Origin of the sequence: Flavobacterium sp. 9AF, from assembly GCF_902506265.1 — a bacterium.
Taxonomy (GTDB): domain Bacteria; phylum Bacteroidota; class Bacteroidia; order Flavobacteriales; family Flavobacteriaceae; genus Flavobacterium.
In genome coordinates this window covers 460,674-482,613 of record NZ_LR733556.1, presented here as the reverse complement: position 1 = coordinate 482,613, position 21,940 = coordinate 460,674, and the positions used below count along the sequence as shown (strand labels likewise).

Genomic DNA, 21,940 nt, shown 5'->3' with positions numbered 1-21,940 from the left:
ATTTTATTAATAATAATACTTTACCTGAGATATATTTAAATTTATTTTCTAGTGAAGAATATTCTAACAAGTCAAAAGTTAAACTAAATACTAACTTAATTAGTTTTTTAACTGAAGGTGCTAAAGACTTATATTATGAAAATGATTCCAAAACTATTACAAATAAGCATTTTGTAATAGTAAAATCAGGAAATTGTTTAATGTCTGAAAATTTATCACCAAACAAAAAATACAAAAGTTTGTTATTCTTTTTTTCAGATACATTTCTTGATGAATTTATAACAAAATACAATTTTAATAATTCCTACTATAATAATGTGAAAGAAGAAAGTAAATTCAAAGTCTTACCTTATGATGAATTTCTTTTAAATTTTATTACTTCTTTACAACAATTACTTTCATCGAATATTGTAAAAAATGAACATTTTTTAAAACTTAAGTTAGAAGAGGTTCTTTTTTATATGGTTCAAAAATATGGAATTGAAACAATTGCATTCCTTCATCAACCGATTATTCAACAACATCATGTACGTTTGAAAAAAATCGTAGAAAAAAATATTTTTTCTAAACTTACATTAGATGAATTAGCTTTCCTATCTCATATGAGTCTGTCCACTTTTAAAAGAGAATTTTATAAAGTGTATAAAATGCCTCCTAGCAAGTGGATTCAAGAAAAAAGATTAGAAAAATCAGCTGAGATGCTACTACTTAATAAAGAAAGACCCATAGATATTTATACAGCTATTGGTTATGAAAACTTCTCAAGTTTTACGCAATCTTTTAAACACAAATATGGAATTACACCAAAACAATACCAACAAAAAAAAATGAACCAATAGCAACATTTTTTGAACTATTTTCAAAATTGAAAACACTACACTTATACTACTTTTGATACAATAATTTAATATCAAAGTAATATGAAAAAATTAATTCTAACAGTAGTATTTTTAGTTTGTTCATTAAGTGAAGCACAAACATTTACTTTAAGAAGTAATGAAATTGGTGGACAATCAACAAAAAAACAAGAATTTAACGGTTTTGGTTGTTCAGGTGATAATGTTTCACCTCAATTGTCATGGGAAAATGCTCCAAAAGGAACAAAAAGTTATGCTATTACCATGTATGATCCAGATGCACCTACTGGTAGTGGATTTTGGCATTGGGTAGTTTTTGATATACCATCTCATGTTAAAGAACTTTTTACAAATGCAGGTAATATAAGTTTAAATTTAATGCCAAAAGGTACGATTCAAAGTAAAACAAGTTATGGAGCAAATGGCTATGGTGGACCATGTCCGCCCGAAGGTCACGGCATTCATACCTATATCCTTACTATTCATGCTTTAAAAACTGATAAGTTGGGATTAGATCAAAATACAAATCCTGAAATTGTGGGCTATTATTTATGGTTGAATACTATTGAGAAAGCTTCAATTGTAATGTATTATAGTAGATAAATTTCTTACATATATCTTTTAATTCTTTATTTTCAATGAGTTAAAAAAGCATCCATTTAAAAATAATATTTTATTTCAAAATAATTTGGATTTAAAAAAAATATTTTAATACATTTGTCACAATATAAATAATTATGATTTCAATTACAAATAATACTTGGTGGTGGAAAAACTTACGTCAGTCGTCGTGAGCGAATCCTCCTATAGTATAATTTAAAAACATACATAGAAAAGGCTTGTCAATCACGACAAGCCTTTTTTTATTTTAAAATATCTATAATCTATTTACAACAATGAAGAAATTTAAATTAAATTCTAATTACAAACAAATTTTAGCCGACACCATGACTCCAGTGAGTGTCTATCTTAAAATTAGAGACAAATTTCCAAATAGCATATTACTAGAAAGTAGTGACTATCATGGGAATGATAATAGTTTTTCCTATATCTGTTTTAATCCAATTGCTACTTTCAAAGTTGAAAATCAGAAAATTGAGATGAATTTTCCAGACCAAACTTCGGAAAGCCTAACAATTGATTCATCAATAAATGTTGTCAAGCAAATAGAATTTTTTTCTAAACGCTTTTTAGCAGATGAAAATAAGTTTAAATTCATAACACAAGGATTGTTTGGATATATTTCTTATGATGCAATCCAACATTTTGATACTATTAAAATAGCTGAAAAATCATCTGAAAATAAAATTCCTGAAATTTTTTATGCAGTTTATCAAAACATTATCGCTATCAACCATTTTAAAAATGAAGCCTATATTTTTTGCCATAGCTTTGATCACAAAAATAATATAGATGAAATTGAGCAACTTTTACAAGCTAAAAATTTTACTTCATATTCTTTTAGCAAATCTGGAAATGTTACCTCAAATTTAACCGATTCGGATTTCAGCAATAACGTTAGTTTAGCAAAAAAACACTGCCAAAGAGGTGATGTGTTTCAACTAGTTTTATCACGTAGATTCTCACAAAGTTTTAAAGGAGATGAGTTTAATGTATATAGAGCGCTTCGAAGTATTAACCCTTCTCCTTATTTATTTTATTTTGATTATGGCAATTTTAAAATTTTTGGATCATCACCTGAAGCTCAATTAATTATTAAAAATAATCATGCAGAAATTCATCCTATTGCAGGAACATTTAAAAGAACAGGTGATGATGAAAAAGATGCTGAAATTGCTAAAAAACTAACTGAAGATGGTAAAGAAAATAGTGAACATGTAATGCTTGTTGACTTAGCAAGAAACGACTTAAGCATAAGTTGTAAAGATGTAACTGTAGAAAAATATAAAGAAATACAATTTTTCTCTCATGTGATACATTTGGTTTCAAAAGTATCTGGAAATCTAAAAGAAAACCACTCCTTTACTGAGTTAGTGGCTAAAACATTTCCTGCTGGTACATTAAGTGGTGCTCCTAAATATAAAGCGATGGAATTAATTGAATCTATAGAAAAAACAAACAGAAGTTTTTATGGCGGTGCCATTGGTTTTATGGATTTTAAAGGTAATTTCAATCATGCCATCATGATTAGAAGTTTCTTAAGTAAAAATCATAGCTTACATTTTCAAGCAGGTGCTGGAATTGTTTCTGATTCGTCTGAAATAAATGAAACACAAGAAGTATATAATAAACTAAGCGCGCTACAAAACGCTCTAGATTTAGCAGAAACGATTTAAGAATTAATAATAACTAGTCAAAATGAAATTTGACACTGAAATTGAAAAATGATGAAAATAGCAATGATCGATAATTATGATAGTTTCACTTATAATTTAGTGCATTATCTAGAAGACTTAAATGCTGAAGTAACTGTTTATAGAAATGACCAATTTGAATTGGAAGAATTAGAATCTTTTGATAAAATAATACTATCACCAGGTCCAGGAGTACCAGAAGAAGCGGGTTTATTGAAAGCAGTTATTGAAAAATATGCTCCTACAAAAAGTATTTTTGGAGTTTGTCTTGGTTTACAAGCTATAGGAGAAGTTTTTGGAGGTAAATTAATCAACTTAGATAAAGTTTACCATGGTGTGGCTACCCGTGTGACTCAAATTGAAGAAGATTATATTTTCAATGGTTTACCAAAAGAAATTGAAGTAGGCCGTTACCATTCATGGGTAGTTTCACAAGATGAGTTACCAAAAAACTTAATTATCACCTCAATAGATAAAAATGGACAAATCATGTCGATGAAACATAAAAATTATGATGTTAGAGGTGTTCAATATCATCCTGAAAGCGTTTTAACACCTTTTGGAAAAAAAATACTTGAAAATTGGATAAAAAATTAATCATTTCAATTAGTAATTTACTAACCAATTTAAATCTAATACTTTCAATTAATGAGCAAAACCATATTAAATAGACTTATCAATCACGAAATATTATCAAAAAGTGAAGCAAAAGACGTTTTAGTCCAAATTTCATCTGGAAATTATAATCAAAGTCAAACTGCTGCTTTTTTAACCGTTTATATGATGAGAAGTATTACAGTAGATGAACTTTCAGGATTTAGAGAAGCACTACTAGAGCTGTGTATTCCTGTTGATTTTTCTCAGTACAATACAGTTGACTTGTGCGGTACAGGTGGCGATGGCAAAGACACATTCAACATTTCTACTTTAGCTTCTTTTATAGTTGCTGGAGCAGGTATAAAAGTTGCGAAACATGGTAATTACGGAGTTTCTTCTATATCAGGCTCAAGTAACGTTATGGAAAAAATGGGTATAAAATTTAGTAATGATATTGGTTTTTTAACAAAATCTATAGAAGAGACTAACATAGCTATTTTACATGCTCCTTTATTCCATCCAGCTATGAAAAATGTAGGACCTATTCGTAAAGAATTGGGTGTAAAAACTTTTTTTAATATGCTTGGTCCAATGGTGAATCCTTCTTTCCCAAAAAACCAAATGGTAGGTGTTTTTAGTTTAGAATTAGCTCGAATGTATGCCTATTTGTACCAAAATACTTCCACAAATTACAGTATTCTGCATGGTCTAAGCGGTTTTGATGAAATCTCATTAACCGATGAAGTAAAAATAATAACAAATACTACAGAAAACATTTTAAAACCAGCAGAACTCCATTTTCAACAAATTGAATTAGAAAAAATCAAAGGAGGAAACTCTATTGATGAAGCTGCAAAAATATTTTACAATGTCATTTCTGGAAAGGGTACAAAAGAACAAAACAATGTAGTTTGTGCCAATGCCGCTGTAGCTATTAAAACGGTAGAAAATTCAAGTTATGAAGACGCTTTAAATAAAGCTCAAGAAAGTTTAACAAGCGGTAAAGCATTTGAAAAATTAAACCAATTAATTCAACTAAGTAAATAACAACACAACCTAATTGCCCAAGACATGACTATTTTAGATAAAATAATAAAAGATAAAAAAAGAGAAGTCGCTCTTAAAAAAAGTATTATACCAATTAATCAATTAGAATCATCAGTACTATTTAACAGTCGTACTTATTCTTTAGCAAAACTTTTAAAGAACAGTCTATCAGGAATTATTGCAGAACATAAAAGAAGATCTCCTTCAAAACCAGCAATTAACAATAACCATTCTGTTGAAGATGTGGTAGTTGGATATCAAAATGCTGGTGTTTGTGGCATATCTGTTTTAACAGATGGAAAATATTTCGGTGGCTCTTTAGATGATTTTTTACTTGCAAAAGCATCAGTTAATGTACCTTTGCTTCGAAAAGAGTTTGTTGTAGATGAATATCAAATTCTTGAAGCTAAAGCTCATGGTGCAGATGCAATATTATTAATTGCTTCTGTTTTAACTAGAGAAGAAATAAAACATCTTTCTAACTTTGCACAAAGTTTGGCTTTAGAAGTATTATTAGAAGTTCATAATAAAGAAGAAATTGAAAAATCTATAATGCCCAGTTTAAATATGATTGGTGTTAATAATAGAAATTTAAAAACTTTTGAAGTAAGTTTGAATTATAGCAAGGAATTAGTAAATTACATTCCAGATGATTTTGTAAAAGTTTCTGAAAGTGGTATATATACAGTAAAAGAAGTTAAAGAATTACAACAACAGGGGTATCAAGGTTTTTTAATGGGAGAACACTTCATGAAAACGAATGATCCTGGCAAAGAAGCAAAAGATTTTATTAATAAATTAATAGTATGTTAGACGTTAAACTAAAAATTTGTGGTATGAAATATCCTGAGAACATTCAAGATATTTGCACTTTAAAACCAGATTATTTAGGATTTATTTTTTGGGAAAAGTCATTAAGAAGATTCACTGATGATGCAATTATTGATATTCCAAAAAATATAAAAAAAATTGCCGTTTTTGTAGATGAAGAATTTGAAACTATTAAAGGTATCATTAAAAAATTCGAATTTGATGCAGTACAACTTCATGGTAGTGAATCTCCAGAATTGTGCCAAAAGCTAAAAAAACTAGGAGTTGAAGTGATTAAATCTTTTTCAATTGACGAAGATTTTGATTTCAATTTACTTTCTGATTATGAAGAATCAGTAGATTTATTTCTTTTCGATACCAAAGGAAAATTGCCTGGTGGAAACGGTATTTCTTTCGACTGGAATTTATTATTAAATTACAAATTAACTAAACCTTTTTTTCTTAGTGGAGGAATTGGATTAACAAGTGTAGATGCTATAAAATCCTTCTTGAATACGGATACAGCAAAATATTGCTATGGCGTTGATGTAAACAGTCGCTTCGAGAAAAAAGTAGGATTTAAAAATTTCTCAAAATTGAGAAGATTAAAAAGATTATTATATGAAGACAAAATATAGTGTTGATTTAGATGGATTTTATGGAAAATTTGGAGGTGCTTTTATTCCTGAAATGTTATATCCTAATGTTGAAGAATTAAAAGAAAATTATTTAAAAATAATGGCAGAACCTTCTTTTCAAGATGAATTTTACCATCTATTGAGACAATATGTAGGCAGACCTACTCCACTCTACTTTGCTAAAAGATTATCTGAAAAATACAATACTAAAATTTATTTAAAAAGAGAAGATTTATGTCATACAGGTGCTCACAAAGTAAATAATACTATTGGGCAAATATTAATGGCTAAAAGATTAGGTAAAAAAAGAATTATTGCCGAAACAGGTGCTGGTCAACACGGAGTAGCAACAGCAACTGTATGTGCGCTCATGGGATTAGAATGTATCGTTTATATGGGCGAAGTGGATATCAAAAGACAAGCTCCTAATGTGGCTCGAATGAAAATGTTAGGAGCAACTGTCAGACCAGCCACTTCGGGTTCAAAAACACTAAAAGATGCTACAAACGAAGCCATTCGTGACTGGATTAATAATCCGATAGATACTTTTTATATTATTGGTTCGGTAGTAGGTCCACACCCCTATCCAGATATGGTTGCTCGTTTTCAAAATATAATTTCAAAAGAAATTAAAATGCAACTTAAAGAACAAGAAAAAACAGAATATCCTAATTATGTAATTGCTTGTGTAGGCGGTGGAAGTAATGCTGCAGGAGCTTTTTACGAATTTTTAGAAGATGAATCTGTTAAATTAATTGCAGTAGAAGCTGCTGGTCATGGTGTTGATTCTGGGGAAAGTGCAGCTACTTCCGTTCTAGGTAAAATAGGCATTATTCATGGAAGTAAAACTTTGTTGATGCAAACAGAAGATGGTCAAATAACTGAACCCTACTCTATATCTGCTGGTTTAGATTATCCCGGTGTAGGACCATTACATGCGCATTTACATGATTCAAACAGAGCAGAATTTATTGCTATTACTGACGCTGATGCCATGCAAGCAGGTTTAGCATTATCCAAAACAGAAGGAATAATTCCTGCAATTGAATCGGCACATGCTTTTGCAGTGCTAGAAAAAAAACAATTTAAATCAACAGACATAGTCGTTATCAATTTATCTGGAAGAGGTGATAAAGACTTAAATACTTATATCGATTATTTTAAATTTTAAATTTACAAATCGATATCTAGAAATCTTAAAAAAATGAACAGGATTAATACAACCTTAGAGCAAAATAAAAAACTGCTTTCAATCTATTTTACAGCGGGTTATCCCACAATAAATGATACTGTTTCAATTATACATGAATTGGAAAAAAATGGAGTGGATATGATAGAAATTGGTCTTCCCTTCTCCGATCCTTTAGCTGATGGACCTACTATTCAAGAAAGTTCAACACAAGCTATTGAAAATGGAATGACAACCACACTTCTTTTTGAACAATTAAAGGATATTAGAAAAACAGTAACAATACCTCTTATAATAATGGGCTATTTCAACCCAATGATGCAATATGGAATGGAAAAATTTTGCCAAAAATGTCATGAGATAGGTATCGATGGTTTAATTATTCCTGATTTACCATTACAAGTTTATGAAAAGGAATACAAAAGCTTATTTGAAAGATTAAATTTAAAAAATATTTTCTTAATTACACCTCAAACTTCTAAGGAAAGAATAGCTCAAATAGATGCAATTTCTAGTAGCTTTATATATTTGGTTAGCTCAGCATCAGTAACTGGAAATCAAAGCGGATTTGGAGAAGAGCAACAAAATTATTTCGAAAAAATAGCAAAATTAAATTTAAAAAATCCTCAAATTGTTGGTTTCGGAATAAAAGATTATACCACTTTTTCTCAAGCAACTACACATCAAAAAGGAGCAATAATTGGTAGTGCTTTTATTACTTTTTTAAAAACTAACGCTGTTTCTAAAATTAATGAATTTATAAAAACAATTACTTCTTAATTCAAATCAATATTCAAATTTTACTGCTTCAAATAAAATGAAACAAACAAGAAGTTTAAAAATGTTAATTTCTTGTTAATACAAAATTAAACAAACGTTTAATTTAAACAAATGTTTAATTTTGTATTCGATTTAAAAAAGTAGATTATGACTGAATATAATCCAAAGCAAATTGAAATTATAACCGTTACTGAAAAACTCTTTGCAGAAAAAGGTTTTGATGGCACTTCTATTAGAGAGATAGCCAAAGCAGCAGACATTAATGTAGCTATGGTTTCCTATTATTTTGGTTCGAAAGAAAAATTACTTGAAGCCATAATATTATATCGGGTTTCTGCATTTCGTATCATGTTAGAAAATATTCAAGCGGAAGCTATATCCTCTAAAGAAAAAATTGAAAAATTTGTGGCCTTATATATAAAACGTATTTATCAAAATAGGGATATTTATCAAATTCTGCATTATGAAATAATCAACCAAAACAGAACCAGCAATTTTCCTGCTTTTTCAGAAATTAAAAAAAATAATCTTAAACTTTTAGAAGAAATCATAAAAGAAGGCCAAACAGAAAAAATTTTTAAAGAAAATTGTAATACTGTATTAATTCCTGTTATAGTTATTGGTTCTTTTTTCCAAATTTATAATAATAAAAAGTTTTATCAAGAATTACTAAGCTTAGACGATGATCTTTCATTTGAAAACTACATTTTAAATGATTTTACCAATAATATGTCGAACATAATTTTAGGAATGTTAATTCAATAAATATGAATAATAAAAATGTACTTGTACTCTATTTTGTGCTCCTATTGACCTCTTTTCTACAAGCACAAAATGCGAAATCACTTTCCTTAGAAGAAGCTATCCATATTGGTGTTACCCAAAGTAACCAAGCTATTTTGGCTGATACTAAAGTAAAAACTTCGGAATGGGAATTGAAAACCGTAAAAAACAATCAATTACCGAATTTATCTGTTTCGGGACAATATTTCAGATTAACACAAGCTAAAATTAAAGGTAATTTAGCTCCTCAATCAGGTGGAAATGGTTTAGATATCAACCAATTGATGATTGGTCAAGCTACAGCTACGATACCTGTTTTTAATGGTTTTAAAATTCAAAATGGGATTAAAGCTGCAAAAAGCATCAATAAAGCAGAAATGAGTCACGCTAAACACACAAAAGAACAAGTGGCTTTAGCGGTTACCCAATTGTATTTTGGTTTGTACAAAACCAATCAAATGATTCAATTAACCGAAGATTTTCTAAAAACTGCACACCAACGTGTACTTGATTTTCAAGCGATGGAAGACAATGGTTTACTTGCGCACAATGATTTATTAAAAGCACAATTACAAGAATCTAATATTCAATTGTCATTGGCTACAGCCAAAAAAAATTATTCGGTTTTAAACTATCAATTGGCTAATCTTCTACAATTACCAGAAGGAACTGTTATCGAAATTCCTGAAAACAGTGTTGAAAAAACAACTAAAATCGTTACTGAAACAGCAACAGATAGAAAAGATTTAGAAGCCTTGCAATATCAAGAAGAGGCTTTAAAAAGTAATATTAAAGTGGCTAAAGGTAATTATTTACCTTCTATCAACTTGATTGGTGGTTATATTGCTTTAGATGTAAAAAATGCTTTTACAATAACCAATGCAATGAATTTTGGTGCTGGAATTTCTTACGACTTTTCGTCTTTATTCAAAAACAGTAAAGAAGTTGAAAAGGCAAAAAGCAAAACACTAGAAGCTACCCAACAAATTGCCATTCTTTCTGATAAAATTAAGGAAGAAATTCAAGAAGCTAATGCAAATTATGAATTAGCGCTCCAACAAAAAGAAGTGTATCTAAAAGCTCAAGAACAAGCAACCGAAAATTACCGTATTGTAAAAGATAAATATGAGAATGGTTTATCCACTACTAATGATTTATTAGAAGCTGATGTGGATCAAATTCAAGCTAAAATAAATTACGCTATTGCTACTTCAGATATTCAAGAAAAATATTATGAATTACTATACCAACAAGGAAAATTAACCCAATCATTCAACGTAAACTAAGACATACTGATGGAAAAAAAGAAGACAAATAAGAAATTTACCCTAATATTAATAGTAATTACTGTATTAGGTCTTAGCTATGGTGGTTACAAATACTTCCATTCTTTAGCACATGAAACGACAGATGATGCTCAAATTCAACAAAACATGAATCCGATTATACCTAGAGTTTCAGGTTATATTAAAAAAGTATATGTTACCGATAATCAATTTGTAAAAAAAGGGGACACTCTTTTTGTTATTGATCCACAAGATTATGTAATAAGAGAAAAAGAAGCGCAAGCCGCTTTACTTGTCTCTCAAAATAGTTTAGAAGTATCTAAAGCTGAAACGGGTGGTGCTTTAGCTAATGTTTCTGTATCAAGTGCGAATTCAAAATCTACAGAAAATACAATTGAAGCTGCTAAAACAAGACTTTGGAGGGCTACTAGTGATTTTGAACGCTATGAAAATCTATATAAAAATAAATCGATTACCAAACAGCAATACGAACAAGCCTTAGCAGCTAAACAAGAAGCTGAAAGCAATTTAAAGGTAGCTCAAGAACAAAAAAATGCTAGCAATTACTTAAAAAATGCAGCGATCTCACGTTCTAATGTGTCTAACAAACAAGTGGAAGTAGCTGCTGCAAATATTTTGAAAGCCAAAGCGGTTTATGAAGCTGCCCAATTGAATCTTTCTTATTGTTATGTAATTGCACCTATAGACGGACAATTATCTGCTGTTAGCTTACAAAATGGTCAATTAGTGCAACCAGGACAGTCATTATTTTATATTATTAATACGCAAGATGTTTGGGTAGTGGCTAATTTTAAAGAAACGCAATTAAATAAAATGGCTTTAGGGCAAAAAGTAGGCATCAAAGTGGATGCTTACCCTAATGAAGAATTTGAAGGAACCATAACTTCGTTTTCTCCTGCAACAGGATCTCGTTTTTCCTTATTACCACCAGATAATGCTACAGGAAATTTCGTAAAAACGGTACAAAGATTACCCGTAAAAATATCATTAACTGAAGCTAATAATAAAGAGAAAATAAAATCACTTCGTTCTGGAATGAATGTAGAAGTTGATGTACATCTAAAATAATTATGAGTACAAGCACAACAAATACACACGAAGATAGTCTCGTTGAATATGGTTTTAATCGAGTAATTATTACCATAACAGCAGTATTATGTGCACTTTTAGAAATTGTAGATACTACTATTGTAAACGTAGCCTTAAATGATATGCGTGGAAGTTTAGGGGCTACATTAACAGACGTAGCATGGGTAATTACGGCTTATGCTATTGCCAATGTTATTGTAATTCCAATGACGAGCTGGTTGTCACAACAATTTGGACGTAGAAACTATTTTGCGGCTTCAATTATCATTTTTACTACAGCTTCTTTCTTATGTGGAAATGCCACTGGAATTTGGGAATTAATTGCTTTTCGTTTTATACAAGGTCTTGGTGGTGGTGCCTTGCTAGTAACTTCTCAAACTATTATTACAGAAAGTTATCCAGTTGCTAAAAGAGGAATGGCTCAGGCTATTTATGGAATGGGGGTAATTGTTGGTCCTACGTTAGGACCACCTTTAGGAGGTTATTTGGTCGATACTTATTCTTGGCCCTATATTTTTTATATTAATATTCCTATCGGAATTATGGCAACTCTTTTAACTTTACACTATGTAAAGAGTCCTAAATATGGTGAAAAATTAAGCAGTAAACAAGTAGATTGGTATGGCATACTCACTTTAGCTGGATTTATAGGTTCTTTACAATATGTTTTAGAACACGGACAACAAGATGATTGGTTTAACGATACAAGTATCATTACTTTAAGTTTAGTTAGTTTCTTTAGTTTATTTTTCTTTATTTGGCGCGAACTAACTTATGAATATCCAATTGTTAATCTGAAAGTATTAAAAGATACCAATTTAAAAATCGGAACCATTCTAAGTTTTATAATGGGATTTGGTTTATATGGTTCCACCTTTATTATACCTATATATACACAATCCATATTAGGATGGACTGCTACAGATGCAGGATTACTTTTAATTCCTAGCTCTTTAATGACTGCTTTTATGATGCCAATTATTGGTCAATTATTACAAAAAGGGGTTCCTCAAAAATATTTAGTCGCTTTGGGCTTTCTAATGTTCTTTGTTTTTACTTTTTGGATGTATACCATCATGACACCAGATACAGCTGAAAATTATATGTATTGGCCTTTAATTGTGAGAGGTTTAGGTTTAGGATTACTCTTTGTTCCTATTACTACACTATCATTATCTACTCTTAAAGGAAAAAGTATTGGTGAAGGAGCCGCATTTACTGGAATGCTTCGCCAATTAGGAGGTTCATTTGGTATTGCTATTATAACCACTTTTATTGCCCGCTTTAGTCAGGAACATAGAGTAAATTTAATTTCTAATATAGATGTTACTAAAGTTCAGGTACAAGATCGAATCCATCAATTACAAATGGGATTTATGTCGAAAGGTTTTAGTAGTAACGAAGCTTTGGCTAAAGCACATCAGGTTTTAAATATGAGTGTCATGAAACAAAGTACCGTTTTATCGTATATGGATATCTTCCTATATTTAGGTATTCTATTCTTAATCTGTGTACCCGTTATTCTCTTAATTAAAAACAATAAAAATAAAGTAGATATTAGTGAAGCCCTGCATTAATTACTTTTAAATTTTAAATGAGATGCTGTACAAAAGTATAATTTTGTCAAGCTGAACTTGTTTCAGTTTCTTTATACTTTTTGTACAGCTCTTTTTTATTTTTATAGTTTCTATTCAATATCTTTGATTGTATATTCAAATCGTAATTATGTTTCTATTTAAAAAGCAGTATTTTATAGCTACTATCCTACTCTTTCTAACTGAAGTAGGTATTGCGCTTTATATACATGATGACTTCATTCGTCCTTATATGGGTGATGTACTCGTAGTACTATTACTTTATTGTTTTATTCAATCCTTTTTTACATTCTCTGTAAAAGCAACTGCTGTATTTGTATTACTATTTTCCTTTACTATAGAATTCCTACAGTATATCCATATTGTTGAGAAATTAGGTCTACAAAAGTATGCAATAGCACGAACGGTTTTGGGAACATCTTTCTCTTGGATTGATTTACTTTGTTATACTATAGGTGTTATCCTTATAGTATTAATTGAAAAAAGAAGATTACCTCGTAAAAACTAATTTATTTCCTTTGCTTAAATTGGCATCAAAAGCATAACCTTCATAATTAAATTTTTTCAAATCATCAATGGTTTCCGCTTTAGTATCAATGATGTAACGCACCATTAAACCTCTTGCTTTTTTAGCAAAAAAACTTATCATTTTTAATTTACCATCTTTGTAATCTTTAAATTCAGGAGTAATTACAGGCACTTTTAAGGCTTTGGTATCCACTGCACTAAAATATTCGTTACTGGCTAAATTTAAAAACAATTCTCCTTTACTCAATTCTTTATTTAAAGCATCAGTAATTGGTTTCTTCCAAAATTCATATAAATTTTTCTTAGCACCAATTGCTAAAGAAGTACCCATTTCTAAACGATACGGTTGGATTAAATCCAATGGTTTTAAAACTCCATATAGTCCAGAAAGAATGCGCAATTTATCTTGTAAAACTTCTAATTGATCTACAGGAATGGTATAAGCATCCAAACCTACATATACATCTCCGTTAAAAGCATACACTGCTGGGCGTGCATTTTCAGTTGTAAAAGGAGTTTGCCAATCTTGATTGCGTTGCCAATTTAATTCAGCTAACTTTTCAGAGATAGACATTAAATCCATCAACTGTTTTGGTTTTTTCTTTTTTAAAGTTTTATGAATGGTTTCCGACTTGGATAAAAAATCAGATTGGGTAAATTGATTGGTAGGTAATTTGGTTTCAAAATCTAAGGATTTTGCAGGCGAAATAACAATTTTCATAGTACGTTTTTATTGTTTTTCAAATGTACGAAAAAGAGTAAGTTATGGTTTACAATTGCTATCAAAAATAATTATCGCTAGATTAATTTTATGGATTCTTATATTATTTTCAAAAAAAGGATTAGCGAGATACTAATCCTTTTATTTTATTCTTCTTCCGTATAACTTTGTGCTTTACTATATACTCTCCATTTTTCAATACAATCTACCATATCTTGAGGAATGGCTGTATTAAAACGTAAAAATTCTTTTGTAATAGGGTGTTCAAACCCTAAAGTTTTAGCATGTAAAGCTTGTCTTGGTAATACTTTAAAACAATTGTCTACAAATTGTTTGTATTTGGTAAACGTCGTTCCTTTCAAAATGACATCACCTCCATAACGTTCATCATTAAATAAGGTGTGCCCAATGTGTTTCATATGCACTCTTATCTGGTGCGTTCTTCCTGTCTCTAATCGGCACGAAATTAAAGTAACATACCCAAAACGTTCCAAAACTTTAAAGTGCGTTACGGCTGGTTTTCCTCTTTCTCCATCAGGATAAACTGCCATTTGCATTCTATTGGAAACGTGTCTATCAATATTTCCTTCAATAGTACCTTCTTCTTCTTGAATGTCTCCCCAAACTAAGGCTACATATTCTCTTTCTGATGTTTTAGCAGCAAATTGTTTGGTCAAATAATCCATAGCCAATTCGGTCTTGGCAACCACTAATAAACCTGAAGTATCTTTATCAATTCGGTGTACCAAACCAGGACGTTCCGAACTGTTCATGGGTAAATTATCGAAATGATAGGCCAAAGCATTTACTAAAGTTCCTGAATAATTGCCATGACCTGGATGTACCACCATTCCAGCAGGTTTGTTGATTACAATCAACTGATCGTCTTCATAAACAATATCTAAAGGAATGTCTTCACCTTTTAAAAGATGTTCATAAGGTGGATGTTCTAACATCACACGCACTACATCGTCTGGTTTTACTTTATAATTGGACTTAACTGAAATATCATTTACAAAAATAGAACCTGAATCGGCTGCTTTCTGAATTTTACTTCTTGTCGTATTTTCAAGAGCATTCATTAAGAACTTATCAATTCGTAAGGCTTGTTGTCCTTTCGCAATTACAAACCTGTGATGCTCATGTAAATTATCATCTTCTAAAAAATCATCGTTTGAAACGGTGTATGCTGTCATTTATTCTTGATCATTAATTTCATCAGGTAAGGGTTCAGCTACAGAATCGAGAATAATTTCTGATTCGTTAAAAACTTCTTTCCCATCTCCTAAAATAAAATCTATTACTGAATTTTTCTTTACTTTATCTCCTTTTTTCAAAGTTCTTCCATTCTGTGTCAAACCTAAAACAACATCTTTAGCCATATTTTTCTTGTAAGTAATCTTACCTTCTTTTAATTCTAAAGATTTTAAATTAGCACTAATTTGACGGTATGTTTTCTCATAAAAATCAGGTAATTTAACATCCATAAAACCACCCGAATTTAATTTTACATATATTTTTCTACCATCTTTTACTGTAGTTCCTGCTTTAGGGTTTTGTTCAACAATAGAAAAAGGAGGCATTTCTTTTCTAAAATCTACCGTATCTAATAATAATAATTCTAAACCTATCTCTTTCAATTTTTCATCTGCAATAGCTACTTGCATTTTAGATAAATCTGGAACTGGAATTTCTTCTCCATGATTGGTTCTAAAATCTAAAAACTTTAATAAGATAAAACCTAAAACGATGATAATACCAAAGGCCATCGCTAATTGAATAAAAAATGTTTTACTGGTTAAGAATTTTCGAATGCTCATAAATTTGAATTTTGACAAAGATATAAAATAGAAAACATTTAGAGTTATAAATAAATAATGTAATTTTGTTTACTTATTAACGACAAAATATGAAAAATGTTGCCATCATCATGGGTGGGTATTCTAGCGAATACAAAATCTCTCTTACTAGCGGTAATGTGGTTTACCAAAATTTAGATGCTTCAAAATATAAAGGTTATCGAATACATATTTTAAAAGACAAATGGGTTTATGTTGCCGATGATAATTCGGAATACCCAATCAATAAAAGTGATTTTTCAATTACGATGGATAACAAAAAAATTGTTTTTGATGTCGTTTTCAATGCTATTCATGGTACTCCTGGAGAAGATGGATTATTACAAGCGTATTTTGAATTACTGCATTTGCCTCAAACGTCATGCGATTATTATCAAGCTGCCTTAACTTTTAATAAAAGAGACACACTTTCTGTTTTAAGACCTTATGGCATAAAAACGGCTACATCTCATTACTTAAATCAAGGTGATAAAATAAATGTAGATGAAATTATAGCTAAAGTAGGTCTTCCTTGTTTTGTAAAACCAAACAAATCGGGTTCTAGTTTTGGTATTTCCAAAGTAAAAACAGTAGAAGAATTTTTACCCGCTATAGAAACAGCTTATAAAGAAGATAATGAAATTATAATTGAAAGCTTTTTAGATGGCACAGAAGTTTCTGTAGGTGTTATAAGCTACAAAGGAGAAACAAAAGTACTCCCTATTACCGAAATTGTCTCTGAAAATGATTTCTTTGATTATGAAGCGAAATATTTAGGTAAATCAAAAGAGATTACACCTGCTAGAATTTCAAATGAAATAAAAATTAAAATTGAAACTGTAGCAAAAAAAGCTTATGAAGTATTAAAAATGAAAGGTTTTTCTAGGAGTGAATACATTATTGTAAATGGTGAACCTCATATGCTTGAAATGAATACAGTTCCTGGACTAACTAATGAAAGTATTTTACCACAACAAGCTCGTGAAGCGGGAATTTCTTTATCAGAATTATTTGAAAATGCCATTGAAGAAGCTTTAAAATAAAAAATATGAAAAAATACATTTTCTTAATCCTTGCTATTGTTCAAATAAGTTTTTCCCAAGAAAATACAATTCCTAAAGACCAAATGAATTCGATACGCTACGAATACAATTGGAAAGAAGAAGAATTGCTCATAATTAATTATCGTTTCCCGCAAGATTATTGTCCTTACGAAAATTACGAAGATTTAAAAAGTACTTATAATTGGCTAACCAATAAAGTGTATAGTAAAGTAGAAATGTCTAAAAATAGGAACATTTATATATATGGTGATAAATTAGCTGCAAAACCCATTTTGGACTTTACAACTCACTATGACGATATTGGTCATTACTTTTTAAAAAATTTCTTTGACAAACAAGGTAATTGTATTGGTTTATTAATTATAAATACTAAAGGCCAATACAAATATATTATTGGTGATTATTCTAGTAAAGATGTTATAAACTTTACAGAAGCTTTAAAAATAAAATAATGAAAAGAGCAATTTTTCCTGGTTCATTTGATCCTATTACAAATGGACATTATGATATTATTAAAAGAGGTGTTTCTTTGTTTGATGAAGTGATTGTAGCTATTGGCGTAAATGCTGAAAAAAAATACATGTTCACTTTAGAAGAACGTAAAAAATTTATTGAAGAAACCTTCAAAGACGAACCTAAAGTAAAAGTAATTACCTATCAAGGATTGACTATCGATTTATGCAAAAAGGAAAAAGCCGATTTCATTTTGAGAGGACTACGTAACCCAGCCGATTTTGAATTTGAAAAAGCCATTGCGCATACCAATAGAAGTTTGTCCAAAATTGAAACCGTATTTTTGTTAACTGCTGCACGTACTTCCTATATTTCATCGAGTATTGTTCGTGATGTTTTGCGTAATGGTGGTGATATTACCCGATTGGTTCCAGAAGCGGTAATGGTTAATAAATAATTCGTCTTATTTACAATTAACCCAATTTGTTTTAAGCATAACTTAATTGGGTTTACTACAATCAAGTTGAATGTAAAGCTAAAAAAGGGTTAGGTTTCTTTCTTTTGAAGTACTACTTTTGCATTTTTATTCTAAAAGCCAAAATTAGCATGCAAAAAGTACTCAATCTTTTCGATTTCAAACAAAAAGTAGACTATAAAACGGAAGTTTTAGCGGGTTTAACGGTTGCTATGACCATGATTCCCGAATCGTTATCTTTCGCAATTCTAGCTGGCTTTCCTCCTCTTGTTGGTTTATATGGTGCTTTTATTATGGGAATCATAACTGCTATTTTTGGTGGTCGTCCTGGTTTAATTTCGGGTGGTGCTGGTGCAACGGTTATTGTATTGATTGCTTTAATGAAAACTCACGGCTTAGAATATGTTTTTGATGCGGTTGCTATTGCTGGGGTCATACAAATCATTGTTGGATTGCTAAAATTAGGAAAATTCATCCGTTTGGTACCACAACCTGTAATGTATGGTTTTGTAAATGGATTAGCCGTTATCATTTTCCTTTCTCAATTAGAACAGTTTAAAACTTTGGTAAACGGACAATCGGAATGGTTGACTGGCACTCCTTTATTTATAATGGCTGGATTAGTAGCTTTAACCATTGCCATTATCTTACTTTTTCCAAAAATCACAAAAGCAATTCCTGCTTCATTAGTTGCCATTCTAATTGTTTTTGGAATTGTGTTGCTTTTTAATATCGATACCAAACAAGTAGTAGATATTGCTTCTGTAAGTGGTAGCTTACCTCCTTTTCATATTCCTCAAATTCCTTTTACGTTTGAAACCTTTAAAATTATACTTCCCTATGGTTTAATTATGGCTGCAGTAGGTTTAACAGAAGGACTTTTAACCCTAAATTTAGTAGATGAAATTACAGGTACGAAAGGAAACAGTAATAGAGAATGTTTGGCACAAGGTACAGCTAATATAGCTAATGGGTTTTTCTTTGGCATGGGTGGTTGTCCTATGATTGCACAAACATTGGTTAACTTATCTTCGGGTTCAAGAGCGAGATTATCTGGAATCATTGCCGCACTAACTATTTTGATAATCATTTTAGTAGGTGCACCAGTCATAGAATTATTACCGATGGCTGCTTTAACTGGAGTGATGATTATGGTTGCCATTGGAACATTTGAATGGGCTAGTTTTAAAACGTTTACCAAAATGCCAAAACCCGATATTTTTGTAATGCTAGTCGTAACCTTAATTACCATATTCTTACATAATTTAGCTTTAGCAGTTTTAATTGGAGTGATTATTTCTGCTTTAGTATTTGCTTGGGAAAGTGCCAAACGCATTCGCGCTCGTAAATATGTAGATGAAGCAGGTGTGAAACATTATGAGTTGTACGGACCTTTATTTTTTGGTTCTACTACCGCTTTTGCTGAAAAATTTGATGTACAAAACGACCCAAACGAAGTGATTATCGATTTTGCTGAAAGTAGAATTACCGATATGAGTGCAATTGATGCGGTAAATAAAATTACGGAACGTTATGCAACTGTTGGAAAAACTGTTCATTTAAAACATTTAAGCAACGACTGTGTGGAATTACTTAAAAATGCAGCCGCGATTATTGATGTTAATATTTTGGAAGATCCAACGTATAAGGTGATACCTGGGAAATAAAATAATAGTAGAATTTTATCAGTTAAATACTAAATTAGTAAAGGAATATATAGAAGTAAAGAAAATATACTTTATCAATCATCCAATTTACTTTTTTTTTTAAATTTGATTTTCTTTTTTAATATTTACATTATGAAAAAAATTATAATTATTTTATGTTTTTTTGTTTCAATTCTAAATTCTTTTGGTCAGAATGTTTTAATTACCGATTTATCTTCTACAGCAGTATCAGGAGGAATTAATGTAAATGTAAAGGCAGTTTCAGGAACTGGATCTGGATACCTAAGTAATACTTATACCGTAAATGGAAATGTGATAGATTTATCTGTTTGTTATTGGTTTGATAATAATTTACCCATACTTTATTTTGATAATGATTTTTTTATCCCATTAACCACATCTGGAAATTATACTGTAAATGTACATATAGTACTTTCTAGCTCTCAAGTTACTTGTGATAATTATGCTATAACAGACAATCAAACAACATCCGCATCTTATTTATCAACAACTAATTTTGAAAATAGTAAAATTCAATTTTTGTTTTTCCCAAATCCTTCAAACGGGAAGTTAGAATATAAAATTGGTAACCTAATGATTAATCAAATTACAGTTTTTGATAATGTGGGCAGTTTAGTAAAAACAATAAATAACATATCTAAAAATAATATTGATTTAAGTGAATTAAATGATGGTGTATATATCTTAAAAATTCAAACAGATTCTGGAATTCTAAATGATAGAGTAATCATCAGAAAATAAGTATAAACAATATTTTCTATAGTGAGAAGAAGTGCATAATTTTATTTTTCAAAAACAATAATCTTTTCTCTTATTTCTACTTTTTTGAATTGCAGTTTTTTTTGTATCCAATGCAATGTGGGCTCTTGATAGATGAACACATGAGTTAAATCATTTTTGTAATACCAATGTTCAAAAGGTGTTTGATTGCGATATACTTCGGTTTTACAATACAATTTTCCATGAGGCAATAACATGGAATGGAGTAATTCAAACTCTTTCAAAGGCTGATGAAAATGCTCCATTACTTCGCAACAGGAAATAAAATCATATTTTTGTGTGAGTCTTTCTGGAATATTTTCAAAAAAAAGATCATAATTGGCAACCGAATAGCCTTTTTCTGTGAGCAATTTTGCAATAACTGGTCCAGTTCCCGAACCAAAATCCAAACCTTTATGTACTGTTGAAAAATCAGTTACAATTGCTTCAACTATTGGACTTACAAATTTTTGGTACCCTAAGTCATTTACATCATTTTGATGCTGTTCATAATGTTGCTTTTCTTCTTGACTATCAAAATAAGTATGTTGGGGTCTGAAAATACCTTGACATGTATCGCATTTATAAAATAAATGATTGGGCTTTTCACAAAAAAGCGTTGAATCGGAATGGCATAATAGACATATTGGAGAAGTCATAAACTAAAATTATTGATTAAGTTGAATAATCTTCTGTTTTAATTAGAAACCACTCATTATTAACTCTCTTAAAAGTTAACTTTACTAAAATTCCATTACCAATTCCTCTATAACAAATATTTCTAAAAAAATTATTTGAATCGATATTTGCAAAAAATAGTAAACTTTCTATTTCCTTAACAAGATTAAAATAATCCCAATCTTCTTTATTTATTTTTTTTGATATGGTTTTATAATCATCATCAAGAGAATAATCAGCTAAAGGGAATAAAATATGCTCTTTTTGATAAATACTATCCTGTGAAAATTTAATTAAAAAATCAATAAAGCCCTTTTCAGGCAAATTATTAATATTAACAGTATTAGAACCTGAAAATATCCATTTATTATCTATATTTTTAAACTTAAATTTTAAATTTTTTCCTTTATTAAAATCAAGAATTATCAAATCCTGTTTGTCTAAATGATTTCTTTCTTCAAAAACAGATAGAGTGTCCATATTCAAGTAAGCGATAAAATCTTTCGTTGAGAAAAAATCATAATCAATAGAATGGTCTTCATTGCTATTTTGAAGTCTTTTATCAAAAATAAAATTTTCAAAAAATTCCATAAAAGGAATTGTATCAATTGAAACAGTAGAACTTTTCTGATCCATTTCTACTGCAATTTCCTGAAAATCTTCCAACTTTTTTTTATCAGACTTACATGAAATTAAACCAAATATTACAATTAAAAACAAGTACTTCAT

The 21,940-nt window shown here is 29.9% G+C and carries 24 protein-coding genes; 19 read left to right on the top strand and 5 right to left on the bottom strand.

Annotated features, from left to right (window positions below; genetic code table 11):
• The 14 genes from HALO113_RS02405 to HALO113_RS02340 form a co-directional block, all read left to right on the top strand.
• A partial coding sequence (locus HALO113_RS02405; RefSeq protein ID WP_159777502.1) for an AraC family transcriptional regulator occupies positions 1–839 on the top strand: 839 nt, incomplete at its 5' end.
• An 81-nt stretch (positions 840–920) separates the two neighbouring features.
• Positions 921–1,460, top strand: coding sequence for a YbhB/YbcL family Raf kinase inhibitor-like protein (locus tag HALO113_RS02400; RefSeq protein WP_159777501.1), 540 nt, complete (start codon positions 921–923; stop codon positions 1,458–1,460).
• 293 nt (positions 1,461–1,753) lie between these two features.
• Positions 1,754–3,154: an anthranilate synthase component I family protein gene (locus HALO113_RS02395; protein WP_159777500.1), complete on the top strand. Its 1,401-nt coding sequence runs from the start codon at positions 1,754–1,756 to the stop codon at positions 3,152–3,154.
• A gap of 48 nt (positions 3,155–3,202) precedes the next feature.
• Complete coding sequence (locus tag HALO113_RS02390) at positions 3,203–3,769, top strand: aminodeoxychorismate/anthranilate synthase component II (RefSeq protein WP_159777499.1); 567 nt, start codon at positions 3,203–3,205, stop codon at positions 3,767–3,769.
• 51 nt (positions 3,770–3,820) lie between these two features.
• Positions 3,821–4,816 (top strand): anthranilate phosphoribosyltransferase, encoded by a 996-nt coding sequence (trpD, locus tag HALO113_RS02385; protein WP_159777498.1) that lies wholly within the window; start codon positions 3,821–3,823, stop codon positions 4,814–4,816.
• A 24-nt stretch (positions 4,817–4,840) separates the two neighbouring features.
• Entirely contained in the window at positions 4,841–5,629 is a 789-nt protein-coding gene (trpC, locus tag HALO113_RS02380; RefSeq protein WP_159777497.1) for an indole-3-glycerol phosphate synthase TrpC, read from the top strand.
• Between the two features lie 23 nt (positions 5,630–5,652).
• Positions 5,653–6,264 carry a phosphoribosylanthranilate isomerase gene (locus HALO113_RS02375; protein WP_236554572.1) on the top strand — a complete coding sequence of 204 codons (612 nt, stop codon included), beginning with the start codon at positions 5,653–5,655 and terminating at the stop codon, positions 6,262–6,264.
• The gene (gene trpB / locus HALO113_RS02370; protein ID WP_159777495.1) at positions 6,248–7,435 is read left to right on the top strand and encodes a tryptophan synthase subunit beta; all 1,188 of its coding nucleotides are present in this window, start codon (positions 6,248–6,250) and stop codon (positions 7,433–7,435) included. Before HALO113_RS02375 ends, trpB begins: the two co-directional genes overlap by 17 nt.
• A 33-nt stretch (positions 7,436–7,468) precedes the next feature.
• Complete coding sequence (gene trpA / locus HALO113_RS02365; RefSeq protein ID WP_159777494.1) at positions 7,469–8,233, top strand: tryptophan synthase subunit alpha; 765 nt, start codon at positions 7,469–7,471, stop codon at positions 8,231–8,233.
• A gap of 147 nt (positions 8,234–8,380) precedes the next feature.
• On the top strand, positions 8,381–8,998 hold the full coding sequence (locus HALO113_RS02360; protein WP_159777493.1) for a TetR/AcrR family transcriptional regulator: 618 nt from the start codon (positions 8,381–8,383) through the stop codon (positions 8,996–8,998).
• Between the two features lie 2 nt (positions 8,999–9,000).
• Positions 9,001–10,302 (top strand): TolC family protein, encoded by a 1,302-nt coding sequence (locus tag HALO113_RS02355; RefSeq protein WP_159777492.1) that lies wholly within the window; start codon positions 9,001–9,003, stop codon positions 10,300–10,302.
• A 9-nt stretch (positions 10,303–10,311) separates the two neighbouring features.
• Positions 10,312–11,391, top strand: a complete 1,080-nt coding sequence (locus HALO113_RS02350; protein WP_159777491.1) for an HlyD family secretion protein — start codon at positions 10,312–10,314, stop codon at positions 11,389–11,391.
• A gap of 2 nt (positions 11,392–11,393) precedes the next feature.
• The gene (locus tag HALO113_RS02345; protein WP_159777490.1) at positions 11,394–12,989 is read left to right on the top strand and encodes an MDR family MFS transporter; all 1,596 of its coding nucleotides are present in this window, start codon (positions 11,394–11,396) and stop codon (positions 12,987–12,989) included.
• 148 nt (positions 12,990–13,137) lie between these two features.
• Positions 13,138–13,515: a DUF2809 domain-containing protein gene (locus HALO113_RS02340; protein WP_159777489.1), complete on the top strand. Its 378-nt coding sequence runs from the start codon at positions 13,138–13,140 to the stop codon at positions 13,513–13,515.
• Here HALO113_RS02340 and yaaA read toward each other — a convergent pair.
• The 3 genes from yaaA to HALO113_RS02325 form a co-directional block, all read right to left on the bottom strand.
• Positions 13,498–14,256, bottom strand: coding sequence for a peroxide stress protein YaaA (gene yaaA, locus HALO113_RS02335; RefSeq protein WP_159777488.1), 759 nt, complete (start codon positions 14,254–14,256; stop codon positions 13,498–13,500). The genes HALO113_RS02340 and yaaA overlap by 18 nt on opposite strands.
• Before the next feature lie 146 nt (positions 14,257–14,402).
• A complete protein-coding gene (locus HALO113_RS02330; protein ID WP_159777487.1) occupies positions 14,403–15,452 on the bottom strand; it encodes an RluA family pseudouridine synthase in 1,050 nt (349 codons plus the stop codon).
• On the bottom strand, positions 15,453–16,076 hold the full coding sequence (locus HALO113_RS02325; RefSeq protein ID WP_159777486.1) for a PASTA domain-containing protein: 624 nt from the start codon (positions 16,074–16,076) through the stop codon (positions 15,453–15,455).
• A gap of 89 nt (positions 16,077–16,165) precedes the next feature.
• Here HALO113_RS02325 and HALO113_RS02320 point away from each other — a divergent pair, with 89 nt between their 5' ends.
• From HALO113_RS02320 to HALO113_RS02300, 5 genes are all read left to right on the top strand, one after another.
• A complete protein-coding gene (locus HALO113_RS02320; protein WP_159777485.1) occupies positions 16,166–17,137 on the top strand; it encodes a D-alanine--D-alanine ligase in 972 nt (323 codons plus the stop codon).
• Positions 17,138–17,142: 5 nt separating this feature from the next.
• Positions 17,143–17,610 carry a hypothetical protein gene (locus HALO113_RS02315; RefSeq protein WP_159777484.1) on the top strand — a complete coding sequence of 156 codons (468 nt, stop codon included), beginning with the start codon at positions 17,143–17,145 and terminating at the stop codon, positions 17,608–17,610.
• A complete protein-coding gene (gene coaD, locus HALO113_RS02310; protein WP_159777483.1) occupies positions 17,610–18,068 on the top strand; it encodes a pantetheine-phosphate adenylyltransferase in 459 nt (152 codons plus the stop codon). Before HALO113_RS02315 ends, coaD begins: the two co-directional genes overlap by 1 nt.
• A 149-nt stretch (positions 18,069–18,217) precedes the next feature.
• Positions 18,218–19,753, top strand: coding sequence for a SulP family inorganic anion transporter (locus HALO113_RS02305; RefSeq protein ID WP_159777482.1), 1,536 nt, complete (start codon positions 18,218–18,220; stop codon positions 19,751–19,753).
• A gap of 132 nt (positions 19,754–19,885) precedes the next feature.
• Positions 19,886–20,515, top strand: a complete 630-nt coding sequence (locus HALO113_RS02300) for a T9SS type A sorting domain-containing protein (protein ID WP_159777481.1) — start codon at positions 19,886–19,888, stop codon at positions 20,513–20,515.
• Positions 20,516–20,556: 41 nt separating this feature from the next.
• On the opposite strand, the gene HALO113_RS02295 is transcribed toward HALO113_RS02300, so the two are convergent.
• Complete coding sequence (locus HALO113_RS02295) at positions 20,557–21,192, bottom strand: class I SAM-dependent methyltransferase (RefSeq protein WP_159777480.1); 636 nt, start codon at positions 21,190–21,192, stop codon at positions 20,557–20,559.
• Between the two features lie 16 nt (positions 21,193–21,208).
• Positions 21,209–21,940, bottom strand: a complete 732-nt coding sequence (locus HALO113_RS02290; RefSeq protein WP_159777479.1) for a DUF4348 domain-containing protein — start codon at positions 21,938–21,940, stop codon at positions 21,209–21,211.